This window comes from Knoellia locipacati (assembly GCF_007992835.1).
In the GTDB taxonomy this organism is placed as follows: domain Bacteria; phylum Actinomycetota; class Actinomycetes; order Actinomycetales; family Dermatophilaceae; genus Knoellia; species Knoellia locipacati.
Genome location: NZ_BKBA01000002.1, coordinates 164,295 through 176,890 on the forward strand (window position 1 = coordinate 164,295; position 12,596 = coordinate 176,890).

A 12,596-nucleotide genomic window follows, 5' to 3' on the forward strand; every position below is an offset into this window, starting at 1 on the left:
GCGCCGACCACGGCTACCCTGACCGGCATGACGACCAGCCCCGATGAGGAACGACGGCGCGCGCAGAGGTGGGACGACCCCGACGGTGCCGTCGCCGAGGCCCGCGCGAGGGCCGAGCGCTCCGCCGACTGGAGCGCCGCGGTCACGGCCGTGAGCGGCACGGGCGAGGCCGAGCGGGGCGGCGTCCGCGTCGAGGTCGACGCCGAGGGTGTGCTGCGCCGGCTCACGGTGAGCGACGTCGTCGCCGCCAAGGGTGGCCGCGTCGTCGAGCTGGGCGTCCTCGCTGCCGTCCGGACCGCGCAGGAGGACGTCACCGCGCAGGTGCACGAGCTCACGGCGCGCGCATGGGGCGAGGACTCGGCGACGACACGGGTCGTGAGCCAGGAGTTCACGGCCAACCAGACGGCTCCGCGTGACGAGCCGGACTCCACTCACGCACGCAACGACGGAGGCCAGTGGTGAGCGGCACCGGCGGCTTCGACCTCGGTCTCGACGGCGACATCCCCGCACAGGGTGACCTCGACCGCGCCGTGGCCCGCGCGCGTGCGGCGTTCGCGTGGCGAGCCTCGGTCGACGCGATGACGGCCGAGGGCGTGAGGGACGGCGTCGTGGCGACGGTCTCCGGGACCGGCGGCCTGCGCGGTCTCACGGTCCCCACGTCGGCCTGCGCCGGCGGCGGTGACGCGGTCGCCGCGTCCATCCTGGGCGCCGTGGCCGACGCCCAGGCGCTGCTGGCACGCCAGATCAGGGACAGCGCGGTCGCGGCGTTCGGGTCCGACTCGGCCGAGGTCGACACCATCTCGCGCTCGGTCGAGGCGAGGTTCAACGTCGGCGACGAGCGCCGCTGACGACGCCCTGCGGGCTCAGTCCCAGAGCTTCAGGCCCAGCTGAGCGAGCTGGACGAGTGCCCGCACCATGCCTGCCGTGAGCGCCACGGCGACGAACCCCCAGAAGCCCCAGCGCAGCGCCAGGGCCGCACCGCTGCCCGGCGCGCTCGCCCGCATCGCGCTCCACCAGTGGTTGTCGGCGAGCGGGCCGTAGCCGCCGTCGGGGCCCGGGAGGAACGGCAGCCACCAGCTGCCCGCCTCGTTGGCCCGCAGCGCCTCGGTGATGACGGGCCTCACGATGAGCCACCACACGGCCGCGAGGATGGCGACGACGCCCAGCAACGCGATGACGGCGAAGGCGCGGGCTCCCCAGAGGAACAGTTCCGTGTCGGTGTCGGCAGGCACGCGCACGACCCTAGCCGCTGGGTGACGTGCGTCGGCCGGGCGACGCCGGCAGACCCGCGGCCGACGCCGAGCGCACGATCGGACGGGGAGTGCTCCCCATCGCGCATGCTCCCGGGACCGACCTAGGATGACAGCGCACCGAGCCGGTGACACTGCACCCAGGGAGGGGATCCGCGATGACGCAGTTCGACGTCAGGCCCGACGACATAGGGGGCCACGCCAACGAGGTGGCCAGCCTGTCGGCACGACTCAGCACGGCGTCCTCGGCCGGGCAGACGACCCTCGACTCGAGCGCGTTCGGTCTGGTCAACGTCTTCCTCGCCACGGCTGCGACGGGGCTGGCCGGCATCGCACAGGGCGCCATCAGCAACAGCTCCAAGGACATGACCGAGACGATGCGCAACCTCAGGCAGGTCGTCAAGCAGTACGAGTCCGACGACACCGGCGCGAGCAACCGCGTCATCAAGGCGGGCGAGCGATGAGCGACAACCCCCTGGTCGTCGCGCCGTCGGAGCGCAGCTGGCACAGCGGTGCCGGGCTGCTGGACTCCGGCATGGGTGTGGCCAACAGCATCAAGGACGAGAGCTGGGTCGACTTCGCCCTCTCCGGGGTGGCCGTGGGCTTCGATGTCGTGGCGACCTACTCGGACCCGCTCGGGTCCCTGTTCGCGGCAGGCATCGGATGGATCATCGACCACCTCGACCCGATCAAGGGCTGGTTCGACGACCTCACCGGCAACCCCGAGGCGGTCTCGGCGTTCGCCGGCACCTGGCTCAACGTCTCGATCGAGGTCGGCGGCGTCCGCGACGACTTCAAGAGCGAGTCCGACAGCAAGCTCGAGGGCATGTCGGGCCCCAACATCGCGGCCTACCGCGAGCACGTGCGCAACGAGCTGCGCAAGCTCAAGATCCTCGAGGTCGGCAGCGGTGCGATGTCCGTCGGGTTCGAGGCCTGTGCCGTCATCGTCGGGTTCGTCCACGGTCTCCTGCGCGACGCCCTCGCCCAGATCGCCGGAGCGATCTGCAGCTACGTCGCCGAGCTCGTCATCACGCTGGGTGCCGCGACCCCGCTCGTCATCCACCAGGCGACGACCCGGGTCTCCGCCCTGGCCGCCGAGATCGTGCCCAAGATCAAGGGGCTCAAGAACTCGGTCCACGACCTCGACTCGCTGGTGAGCAAGCTCAAGGACATCCTCAACGACATCCCGCGCTTCCTCGGTGACCGCTACTCCGTGCCGAACCACCCGAACCTCAAGTGGCGCAACGTCCTCAACGAGGACGGCGGCTGGCTCAAGAAGATCCCGGGCATCGACAAGGCCACCGTGAGCGAGCAGCTCGCCGTCGTCCAGGCCCGTCAGAAGTACCAGTGGTTCATCCAGCGCAACCCCGACCTCTTCGACAAGGCGGTCTCCGACGCCCTGCGCGAGGGCAAGCCGACCAACGTCACCGACGCCCTCAAGGCGATCACCGACGCGCTCGACCGCCAGATCAAGCGGGAGCCGGTCCCCCACGGCTGACCGTGGGCACGGCGGCCACCGTGGCCGTCAGGCGCCGGTGGTGACGGTGTGCGTCGCCGTCAGGCCTCGGGGGCTGGATCCGCCGATCCGGTCTCGAGCAGGGTGACGAAGCCTGCCTCGTCGAGGATCGTCAGCCCGAGCTCGCGGGCCTTGGTCTCCTTGGACCCGGCACCCGGCCCGACGACGACGTAGTCGGTCTTCTTCGAGACCGAGCCCGACGCCTTGCCGCCACGCGCGAGGATCGCCTCCTTGGCCTCGTCGCGGCTGTAGCCCTCCATCGACCCGGTGACGACGACGGTCTTGCCCGCCAGGGTCTGCTCGACCGACTCGTCGCGCTCGTCCTCCATGCGGACACCGTCGGCGGCCCACTGGTCGACGATCGCGCGGTGCCACTCGTTGCCCTCGCGGTCGAACCAGTCGCGCACCGACTCGGCGATGACGCCGCCGACGCCCTCGACCCCGGACAGCTCCTCGACGCTGGCCTCGCGGATCGCGGCCATCGAGCCGAAGTGCTGCGCGAGGGCACGCGCGGCGGTCGGCCCGACGTGACGGATGGACAGGGCCACGAGGACCCGCCACAGGGGCTGGGTCCGCGCCGACTCGAGGTTGGCGACGAGCTTGGCGCCGTTGGCGGAGAGGACCCGGCCCTCGACGACGGCGTCCTCGGGGTCGGTCTTCCTGGCGGCACGGGTGTAGAGCGGGACGCGTGCGATGTCGTCGGCGGTGAGACCGAACAGCGTCGACTCGTCGGCGAGCACACCGGACTCGAGCAGGGCCACCGAGCCCTCCCAGCCGAGTGCCTCGATGTCGAACGCACCACGGCCGGCGAGACCGGACAGCCGCTCGCGCAGCTGGGCCGGGCAGGTCCGGCTGTTGGGGCAGCGGATGTCCTTGTCGCCCTCCTTCTCGGGGGCCAGCGGCGTGCCGCACGCGGGGCACTCGGTCGGCATGACGAAGGCCCGCTCGCTGCCGTCGCGCAGGTCGACGACCGGGCCGAGGATCTCGGGGATGACGTCACCGGCCTTGCGCAGCACGACGGTGTCGCCGATGAGCACGCCCTTGCGGACGACCTCGGTCGCGTTGTGCAGCGTCGCCCGCTCGACGGTCGACCCGGCCACGAGCACCGGCTCCATGACCCCGAACGGCGTGACCCGGCCGGTGCGACCGACGTTGACCTGGATGTCGAGGAGCCTGGTGTTGACCTCCTCCGGCGGGTACTTGTAGGCGATGGCCCACCGCGGTGCCCGGGAGGTGGCTCCGAGCTGGCGCTGCACCGCGATCTCGTCGACCTTGACGACGACGCCGTCGATCTCGTGCTCGACGTCGTGGCGGTGCTCCCCCGTCGAGACGATGAACGCGTTGACCTCGTCGATCGTGTCGACGACGCGGAAGTGCGTCGAGACCGGCATCCCCCACGCCTCGAGCGCGGCGTAGGCCTCGCTCTGCCGGGTGAGGTCGAACCCCTCGCGACGCCCGATGCCGTGGACGAGCATGTGCAGCGGCCGCGTGGCGGTGACGCGGGGGTCCTTCATCCGCAGCGAACCGGCGGCGGCGTTGCGGGGGTTGGCGAACGGCGGCTTGCCCGCCTCGACGAGCGAGGCGTTGAGGTCGCCGAACGCCTCGATCGGGAAGAAGACCTCACCGCGCACCTCGACGAGGTCCGGCACGTCGTGCGCCGTCCCCGCCCTGAGCTCGGTCGGTATGCCGTCGATCGTCCTGACGTTGAGGGTCACGTCCTCGCCGGTGCGGCCGTCGCCACGGGTGAGCGCCCGGGTCAAGCGGCCCTTCTCGTAGAGGAGGTTGATCGCGAGTCCGTCGATCTTGAGCTCGCAGAGGTAGTGGAAGCCCTGACCCGCCTCGCGCTCGACCCGGCCGGCCCACTCGAGCATCTCGTCGGGCGAGAAGGCGTTGTCGAGGCTGAGCATCCGCTCGAGGTGGTCGACGGCCTGGAAGTCGGTCGAGAAGATCGCGCCACCGACGGTCTGGGTCGGGCTCTCGGGCGTGCGCAGCGAGGGGTACTGCTCCTCGAGGGCGTTGAGCCGCTTCATGAGCCGGTCGTACTCACCGTCGCTGACGGTCGGCGCGTCCTTGACGTGGTAGGCGAACTGGTGGGCCGTCGCCTGCTCGGCGAGGTCGGTCCACTCGTGACGGACGTCCTCGGGTGCCTGCGCTGCAGGCTCGCCGACGGACTCGGACACCACGGACAGGTCGCTCTCGCTCACCCGCTCATCCTGCCGCAGAGCACCGACAGGGACGCGCCGTCCACGCCGCCCGTCTGCCGTCCCGGCTCGGGGTCGTCGACCCGAGCCCTCGCCGTCACCAGCGGGACGGCCCCGACATCCCGTACCAGGACCCCACCGTGGAGGTGGCCGTCCACGGCGCGGTGCCGAACCGCCCATAGCCACGGATGACGCTGGACGTCCCGGCGAACGAGTCGACCCGGTAGAGGGAGGCCTCGTCGGTCGCGGTGCGGACACCCAGGAGGGCCGCGGAACTGTCGCACTGCACGACCGCGAGCTGGTCGAACGTCCAGCTCGATGCGCGCAGGAGCGTGAGCTTCGGCGCGTAGGCAGCCGTGTTCGAGATGGTGATCTGGTACAGCGCGCCGGCCCTCGTGGTGGCGAGCAGGACATCAGCGACGCCGGCATACCCTGCGCGGAGGCGGTACGCGAGGGTGAGCCCCCGGAAGCCGCCGTAGCCCGCCGCACTGCCCGCCGAGGTGACGGTGAGGTCACCGAAGCTCCGGCCCTCGACGACGCGGTAGCGCGCCAGCGTCCCGGCCGTCGGGTTGAGCGCGTAGAGGTAGCCGTTCTTCGTCACGGCGGTGCCGCGGTCGGTGGCGTCGACGAGCCGGGTGACCGGTGCCCAGCCCCGGCCGTACTGGCGCAGGGTGGTCGAGCGCAGCTCGGGGTTGCCGTTCGGGTAGGAGGTCATCGCGTGCGTCAGCGAGCCGTTCCTGACCATGAGGGAGCGGAAGTACCACCGGTCCGAGCTCTCGAGGTGGGTCGACGACATGCTCGACATCGTCGACACCCCGGAGTGGTGCGCGACGCCGTCGGTCCACGGAGTCGCGGTGACGTTCTCGTGGACGGCGATCCGCTCGTCGAGGGAGCCCGCGGGGTCGAGCGTCGCGAACGTCGGCTGGCACCCGAAGGTGCTCGCGGGCGGACCGGCGGAGGCCGGACCGGCGGTGCCGACGAGCGCCCCCGAGAGGACGGCTGCAGCCGCGACGACGACGGCCAGGCGGTGACGGACGGACATGGGCTTCTCCCCGGCGAGCGATGTGGGCACCCTGTGCACCCCCGGGGCGAAAAGATAGGGCATCCCGGCGCCCTCGCGCAGCACCCGGAACCCGGCCCGGCCGCAGGAGGGCATGACCGGGCCGGTCATGCATCGGGTCACGACCCACCGCGTGGGCGACCAGCGCTCAGCCGAAGGCGGCTCAGCGGCGGGCGGGTCCGAGCAGGGAGTCCCAGGCGCCGGCCGTGTGCGCCGCGGCCCAGGTCGACCCCAGCTGGCCGAAGCCGCGGATCACGCTGGACGTGCCGGCATACGAGTCGACGCGGTAGAGGAAGGCCTGGTCCGCGCCGGTCCGGATGCCCAGCAGGGCCGACCGGCTGCCGCAGCCGACGGTCGCGAGCTGGTCGAACGTCCACGAGGAGGAGCGCACGAGGGTGAGCTTCGGGGCGAAGGTCGCCGTGTTTGGCGCGGTCACCTGGTAGAGCGCGCCACGCGACGTCGTGGCGTAGAGGACGTCGGCCGCGCCGGTCGACCCGGCGCGGTAGCGGTACTGCAGGGTGAGGCCGCGGAAGCTCGTCCACCCGGCCGAGGTCCCGGCCGAGCGCACCGTGAGGTCGCCGAAGCTGCGGCCCTCGACCACCGAGTAGCGCGCCAGCGTGCCCGTCGTCGGGTTGAGGGCGTAGAGGTAGCCGCTCTTGGTCACGGCGGTCGCCCGGTCGGACGCGTCGACGAGCCGGGTGAACCCGCCCCAGCCCGAGCCGTAGGTCCGGACCGTCGTCGTCCGCTGCGAGGTGTTGCTGTTGGGGTAGGACGTCATGAGGTGGCTCAGCGCCCCTCCCTTGACCCCGAGCGTGCGGAAGTACTGGTAGCCGCTGGCGAAGGAGGTGTGCGTCGTGCTCGACATCGTCGTCACACCGGTGTGGGTGGCGATGGCGAAGGCCGCGGGCGTGGCGGTGACGTTGTTGGCGAGCGCCATGTACCTGCCGAGCCCGCCGGTGGCCGAGATCGCGCCGAACGCCGGCTGGCACCCGAAGGTCGAGGCCGGGGTCCCGGTCTGCGTGCCCGGGGTGCCCGGTGTGCCGCCGGCCCGTCGGACGACGAGCACCCAGTCGGCGTCACCGTCGTCGTTCGCGCCCGGGGCCGTGATGCTCACCGGACCGCCCTGCGTCGGCTTCGTGCCGGCACTCACCTGACGGGTCGAGGAGGGGTCGGCCCAGGTCAGGCTCGCCGAGGTCCCGCCGAGGACCGACAGGTCGAGGCTGACGGCACCACCGCGCGGCAGGTAGACAACCGCCTCTCCCGTCCCCGCGGCATACATCGCGACAGGATCGTCGCCCCGGGCACTGGACCCCTTGAGCAGCCGCTGGCTCGTGTCCGGGACCATCGTTCCCCAGCTGACGCCACCGAGCACCACGGCCAGCTGCGACATCGACCTGGCGCCCTGCGAGGACAGCTGCTGCTGCCAGCTGGCCGCACCGGTGCCGTTCTTGGCCCCGAAGCTCCACATCGGGTCGTTGCCGAAGATGTGACCGGACGACCCGCCGAGCGTCGCCTGCCAGGCCTGGCGGCGCAGGACCCGGTTGGTGAGGCCGTTCTCGTTCTCGTAGTAGGACTCGATGTGGAAGAAGGGGCGCGGCGAGGTGCTGTAGGACTGGCGGATCTGCGGCAGGACCTCGGAGTCGGTGTAGACCGAGTCCACGTCGAGCCAGGTCTTCGAGCCCCAGCGGTCGGCCACCCGCACTCCACGGCTGGCGTGGTAGGTCTGCAGCGCGACGGGGTCGACACTCGCGATCCCCTCCGCGATGGCGTCGACGAGGCTCTGGTCGGGCACGTCGTAGTCCCCGCCCTCCACCCACATGATGTGGTCGTTGGCGGCGTAGCGGCGACCGACGTACTGGCCCCACGCCCTGAGCTTGGTCGCGCCGGCCGCCTTCATCTCCTGGTACCAGCCCTCGGAACCGCCGTTGAAGCCGGCGTATGCCGGTGTGAGGAGCACGAGGAAGCCGAGCGAGGCCGCCTCGGCGAGGACGGCGTCGGCGTGGGTGAAGTACGCCTCGTTGGGGGTGCCGAACGCGGCTCCCGTGAACGGCCGGGCACCGGCGGCGTTCGCCGGGGCGTTGGTGGCGTACTGGTGCTCGAGCAGGCTCACGAGGATCGTGTTGAAGCCCTGCGCACGCCGGGTCCGGAGGTACTGGCTCGCCTGTGCCCGGGTCGGCTCGGCGATGAGCGACCAGGGGGCGTCCCCGACCATGAGGAAGGGCTGCTTGGCGGCGTCGACCAGGTGCTTGCGGTCGGTGCCTACCGTGAGCGGGAACGTCGCGTTGGCCGACACCGCCCCCGGGACGGCTGCCGGGATGGGCACCTGCGCGGACGAGGGTCCGGCGCTCCCCCCGCAGGCCGAGACGAACATCGTCAGGACGAGGAGGACGGCGAGCCAGGGAGCTCTTCGGGGCGCCATTCGCGAAGGCTACGCCCCGGGGACCAGCGGGGTCAGTGACTCGAAGTGATGGGATCCGGCGCGGCCGGCACCAGCGCGCGACGTGCGCGCACCGCACCGGGCACCCGCCGCAGGTCCGCGGACAGGCTGTCCAGCCGTCGCCTCCGCTCCGGTGCCAGCAGGTCACGGACGGCGGCTCGCAGCCCCTCGGGGGAGGCCTCGTTGGGGTCGAGGGCCTCGGCCAGCCCGGCATCCTCGAGTGCGGCGGCGCCGGCGAACTGGTCGGTGGAGAACGGCAGCACGAGCATCGGAACCCCGGCGGTCAGGGCCTCGGTGACACTGTTGTTGCCTCCGTGGGAGACCGCGAGGCAGGCCCGGCCCAGCACGGTGACCTGGGGAAGCTCGGCCCGGACCAGCCACGTGTCAGGGACCGGTCCGAGCGCCTCCGGGGAGGTGGAGCCGGAGGCGAGGGCCACCCGGACGTCGAGCCCGCGCAGCGCCTCGGCGACCCGCGCCAGGACGTCCGAGCGCACCGAGAGGAAGCTCCCGAGGCTCACGTAGACCACGGGCGCCCCGTCACGGGCCAGCCACTCCTCGACCTCGGTGTCGGGCTCCTCGGTGCGGACCGCCGACCCCAGGAAGGCGTGCCGTGGCAGCAGCGCCGTCCGCTCCGGGGGGTGCAGTTCGGTCGGGTAGTTGAGCAGCAGCACGTCGCCCGTCTCCGCGAAGGCGTCCTCGCTGGCCGTCGCGGACGGGTCGAGCGCGGCGAGCACGGTGTTCCACTGCTCGGTGAAGGCGTCGCGCACGTCCTCGCACCGACGTCGGAGGTCGGCCAGCGCCCCCGGGTCCGGGTGCAGCCGGCTCGGCCAGGCCGGCGGGCAGCCGTAGACCTCGTCGCCCACGGTGAGCGCCGACGGGTGACCGAGCACGACGTCGGCGTGCGCCACACCCGTGCCCACCAGCCCGAGTCGCGCTCCGAACGCGAGGTGGTCGACGACGACGTGGTCGGGACGCACCCTGTCGACGACGTCGCGCACCTCCCGGGCGACCTGCAGGGGGTTCCACAGCAGGTCGTCGCGGCGGGCCGCGGCCTGGAAGGCCAGGGTCGGGACGGCACCGCGCCGGGTGGCCGCGAAGAAGCCACGCAGCGCGTCGTCCTCGCCCCGCGGCTGGTCCTCGGCCCGGATGACGCCCGGGTTGGACCCGCGGCCCAGGCGCAGGTCCTCGCGGGCGAAGCCGAACCTGCGCACGATCGAGTCGGTCGCCGGGCCGGTCGCGACGACGACGCGCTCCCCCGCGTCGGCCCACGCGGTCGCCAGCGTGGCGAGCGGCAGGAGGTGGGAGGCGTAGTCCGGGCTGATGACGAGCAGCGTCACCGGGCGACCTCCGCGTAGACACGCGCGAGGCTCGTGGCCATGGTGGCGATGCCGAAGTCGTGGGCGACGGCGGCCCTCGCCTTCTCGGCGCGCACGGAGGCGTCCGGCCCCGACGCGAGGTCGAGGGCTGAGACCACCGCGGCCGCGAGGCGGGTCGGGGACGTCGTGTCGACGAGGAACCCGGTCACCCCGTCGTCGACGTAGGTCGCGGGCCCTCCCTCCTGCGGTGCCACGACGACGAGTCCGGACGCGAGGGCCTCGAGGATGGCGATGCCGAACTCCTCCTTGAGGCTTGCCGAGACGTAGACCCCACCGGGTGCGCACAGGCCCGGACGACCGGCCTGCACGGCGGCCAGCCACGTGGCGACCGTGCCGTTGGGGCGGTGGCCGGCGAGGAGCAGCCCTCGCTCGGCGGACGTGTCGCCGGGCACGGCACGGTCGATGAGCGCCAGCTGCTCGGCCTCGTCGCCCGACGGGTCGTCGAGGTCCCCGCCGACCACGAGCAGGTTGCACCGCGTCGCGAACGCCGGCTCGTCAGCCCAGGCCTGCACGAGGGTCGCCATCCCCTTGACGCGGTGCATCCGGCCCACGGTGACGGCGAGGGGAAGCCCCCGGCGCTCGGGCGGCAACGTCGCGAGGAGGGTGTCGAGCTCGCCCAGCGCCCGGGTGGTGCCGGAGGGGACCGGCAGGCCCTGCGCTGCGGCCGCGACCTGCTCGGCAGCGCGGTCGAGCGGTCCGAGGTCGATCCCCTCGGGGACGACGACGACCGAGCGCTCGTCGGGGTCGATGTGCAGCAGCGTCCGCAGGTCGCGCTCGAAGTGGGTTCGGGGGAAGGCGACCAGGCCTGCCGCGCCACCGGCCAGGTCGCGCAGGAGCCGCACCCGGAAGACGAGGTGCTCGACGAGGTCCGCCGCACCGAAGTCGCTCCGGGTCAGCGATCCCGACGCCTCCCGGGCGGCGACGAGGGCGTGCGGGTCGGGAGCGAGGGTGAGGACCGTCGGGATGCCCAGCTCCCTCGCGACGTCGGCCGCGACCCACGAGCCGACGTCGGCCATGCGCAGGTGGAGGACGTCGACCGGCGCAGCCGCCCTGAGGGCGCGGCGCAGGCCTGCGCGCACCGGCACCCGGAGCGGCCACGCCTCGGCGGCGGAGCGGACCGGACCCGGCAGCGGCACACCGACGTAGTGGTGCCCCGGTGACGTCAGGTCGTCGGGCAGGCGGCCGTCGGCCCGGCTGCGCGAGAGGGTCACGACGCGCTCGACCCTCGGGTCCTCGACGAGCGCGTCCCCGAGGTGGACGAGGAGGGTGGCGATGCCACCGGTGTCGCCCTTGCCGCTCTGCTGCAGGCTCCCGTCGATGTCCGCGTGGAGGAAGAGCTGCGCCACGGTGAGGCCCCGGCCGACCTCCGCCTGCGGCACCGGTCCGGTGACGACGTCGTCCTCGTCACCGAACCCCCACGCCTCGAGCGTCGCCTCGGCGAGCACGCCGGTGAAGCCACCGGTGCCCGCCATGGCGTGCAGCTGAGGAAGGGCGTCCGGCAGGGGCGGGCACGACCGCAGCGCCCACGCCGCGTGCTCGCGCAGGTGGGCGACCTCGCAGCCGAGGAGCGGCACCACGAGTCGCTGCGCCATCGACGGACCACCGGCCGCAGCGGCGTGGACGGCGGCGATGGCGGTGAGCTGGTCGCGCTCGTCCGCGAGCGCCTCCGCGAGCGCGCTCTCCGCGTCGTCCCCGCACCTGCGGACCTCGTCGGCCAGCGCGTCGAAGAGCTCGATCCCCGCGAGCAGCGTCGGAGCCGTCCGCACCTCGTCGAGCAGGTCGAGCGTCGTCGTTGCACAGGTGACGTCCACGTCTTCATCGTAGGTCGAGACCTTGGACAAACCTTCTACACGTCTGGGCTTTCTCGATCTCCCGTATGCCGTGCCCCACCGCCCTGGGCGTCTCGCGTGCCGCTCAGCGAGGCTCTCGAGCCGTCACCGGCAGGGCCTGCCCCTCGCGGCTCCACCGGATGACCAGGTCGGCCGCGACGCTCAGCGCGATGGTCGCCGGCTCCTTGCCGACGAGGGCCGGCAGGCCGATCGGTGTGACGACGCGGGCGAGGTCCTCCTCACCCAGGCCGCCCTCGGTCACGAGCCGGTGGCGCAGCCGCACCCACTTGGCACGCGAGCCGATGAGCCCGATCTCGCCGATGCCCCGGGTGCGCAGGGCCGCGTCGACGAGGGCGGCGTCCTCGGCGTGGTCGTGGGTCATGACGAGCACGTGCGCGCCGGGTGGCAGCTCGCCCAGGACGAGCTCGGGCAGGACGGGCACCCGGTGGACGTGGACCCGGGCGTCCGCGTCAGCGAGGCCGGCGAGCGAGTCCTCGGTCAGCGCCTCCGGTCGGCTGTCGACGAGGTGCAGGTCCACGTCGTGCCGCGCGAGGATGCGGGCCAGCTCGTGCCCCACGTGCCCCATCCCGAAGATCGCCACGACCGGCGGCACGTGGAGCGGTTCGAGGAGGAGCTCGACCTCCCCACCGCAGCACTGCATCGCGTGCTCGAAGGGCGCCCTGTCGGACAGCGAGGACGTGAGCGTCTCGGGGTCGTGCAGGCCTTCGGCGATCATCTCGCGGGCGCGTGCCACCGCGACCGCCTCGAGGTTGCCCCCGCCGACGGTGTCCCACGTCCGTGTCCGGCCGACCACCATCTTGGCCCCGGCCTCTCGGGGCGTGTGTCCTCGCACCGACGTGACGGTGACGAGCACGCCGGGCTCCCGGGTCCTCCTCAGGTGCTCGACCGCCCGCAGCCAGCGCATGG

The 12,596-nt window shown here is 72.7% G+C and carries 11 protein-coding genes; 4 read left to right on the forward strand and 7 right to left on the reverse strand.

The features are described 5' to 3' along the window. Positions 1-27: 27 nt before the first annotated feature. Together KLO01_RS01230 and KLO01_RS01235 are read left to right on the forward strand one after the other, a co-directional pair. Positions 28-462, forward strand: coding sequence for a YbaB/EbfC family nucleoid-associated protein (locus tag KLO01_RS01230; protein WP_147061722.1), 435 nt, complete (start codon positions 28-30; stop codon positions 460-462). Next, on the forward strand, positions 459-848 hold the full coding sequence (locus KLO01_RS01235) for a hypothetical protein (RefSeq protein ID WP_147061723.1): 390 nt from the start codon (positions 459-461) through the stop codon (positions 846-848). Before KLO01_RS01230 ends, KLO01_RS01235 begins: the two co-directional genes overlap by 4 nt. A gap of 15 nt (positions 849-863) precedes the next feature. Here KLO01_RS01235 and KLO01_RS01240 read toward each other — a convergent pair whose 3' ends face one another. After that, positions 864-1,232 (reverse strand): hypothetical protein, encoded by a 369-nt coding sequence (locus KLO01_RS01240; RefSeq protein ID WP_147061724.1) that lies wholly within the window; start codon positions 1,230-1,232, stop codon positions 864-866. 176 nt (positions 1,233-1,408) lie between these two features. Between KLO01_RS01240 and KLO01_RS01245 the strand changes: the two genes are divergently transcribed. Further along, positions 1,409-1,714: a type VII secretion target gene (locus tag KLO01_RS01245; RefSeq protein WP_147061725.1), complete on the forward strand. Its 306-nt coding sequence runs from the start codon at positions 1,409-1,411 to the stop codon at positions 1,712-1,714. Next, positions 1,711-2,748: a hypothetical protein gene (locus KLO01_RS01250; RefSeq protein ID WP_147061726.1), complete on the forward strand. Its 1,038-nt coding sequence runs from the start codon at positions 1,711-1,713 to the stop codon at positions 2,746-2,748. Before KLO01_RS01245 ends, KLO01_RS01250 begins: the two co-directional genes overlap by 4 nt. Before the next feature lie 59 nt (positions 2,749-2,807). Here KLO01_RS01250 and ligA read toward each other — a convergent pair whose 3' ends face one another. From ligA to xdhC, 6 genes are all read right to left on the reverse strand, one after another. Next, positions 2,808-4,970, reverse strand: a complete 2,163-nt coding sequence (gene ligA, locus KLO01_RS01255) for an NAD-dependent DNA ligase LigA (RefSeq protein WP_246135992.1) — start codon at positions 4,968-4,970, stop codon at positions 2,808-2,810. Between the two features lie 94 nt (positions 4,971-5,064). Next, on the reverse strand, positions 5,065-6,009 hold the full coding sequence (locus tag KLO01_RS01260; RefSeq protein WP_147061727.1) for a hypothetical protein: 945 nt from the start codon (positions 6,007-6,009) through the stop codon (positions 5,065-5,067). Between the two features lie 181 nt (positions 6,010-6,190). Then, entirely contained in the window at positions 6,191-8,446 is a 2,256-nt protein-coding gene (locus KLO01_RS01265; RefSeq protein WP_147061728.1) for a glycoside hydrolase family 140 protein, read from the reverse strand. Positions 8,447-8,478: 32 nt separating this feature from the next. After that, positions 8,479-9,801 (reverse strand): glycosyltransferase, encoded by a 1,323-nt coding sequence (locus tag KLO01_RS01270; RefSeq protein ID WP_147061729.1) that lies wholly within the window; start codon positions 9,799-9,801, stop codon positions 8,479-8,481. Next, positions 9,798-11,651 (reverse strand): glycosyltransferase, encoded by a 1,854-nt coding sequence (locus KLO01_RS01275; RefSeq protein ID WP_147061730.1) that lies wholly within the window; start codon positions 11,649-11,651, stop codon positions 9,798-9,800. Before KLO01_RS01275 ends, KLO01_RS01270 begins: the two co-directional genes overlap by 4 nt. 103 nt (positions 11,652-11,754) lie before the next feature. Further along, entirely contained in the window at positions 11,755-12,594 is an 840-nt protein-coding gene (xdhC, locus tag KLO01_RS01280) for a xanthine dehydrogenase accessory protein XdhC (protein WP_147061731.1), read from the reverse strand. Between the last annotated feature and the right edge of the window lie 2 nt (positions 12,595-12,596).

Excerpts from the sequence above, each read along its gene's own strand:
- KLO01_RS01230 (WP_147061722.1), top strand. The coding sequence starts at position 28 with ATGACGACCAGCCCCGATGAGGAACGACGGCGCGCGCAGAGGTGGGAC.
- KLO01_RS01245 (WP_147061725.1), top strand. The coding sequence starts at position 1,409 with ATGACGCAGTTCGACGTCAGGCCCGACGACATAGGGGGCCACGCCAAC.
- KLO01_RS01250 (WP_147061726.1), top strand. The coding sequence starts at position 1,711 with ATGAGCGACAACCCCCTGGTCGTCGCGCCGTCGGAGCGCAGCTGGCAC.
- KLO01_RS01260 (WP_147061727.1), bottom strand. The coding sequence starts at position 6,009 with ATGTCCGTCCGTCACCGCCTGGCCGTCGTCGTCGCGGCTGCAGCCGTC.
- KLO01_RS01265 (WP_147061728.1), bottom strand. The coding sequence starts at position 8,446 with ATGGCGCCCCGAAGAGCTCCCTGGCTCGCCGTCCTCCTCGTCCTGACG.
- xdhC (WP_147061731.1), bottom strand. The coding sequence starts at position 12,594 with ATGCGCTGGCTGCGGGCGGTCGAGCACCTGAGGAGGACCCGGGAGCCC.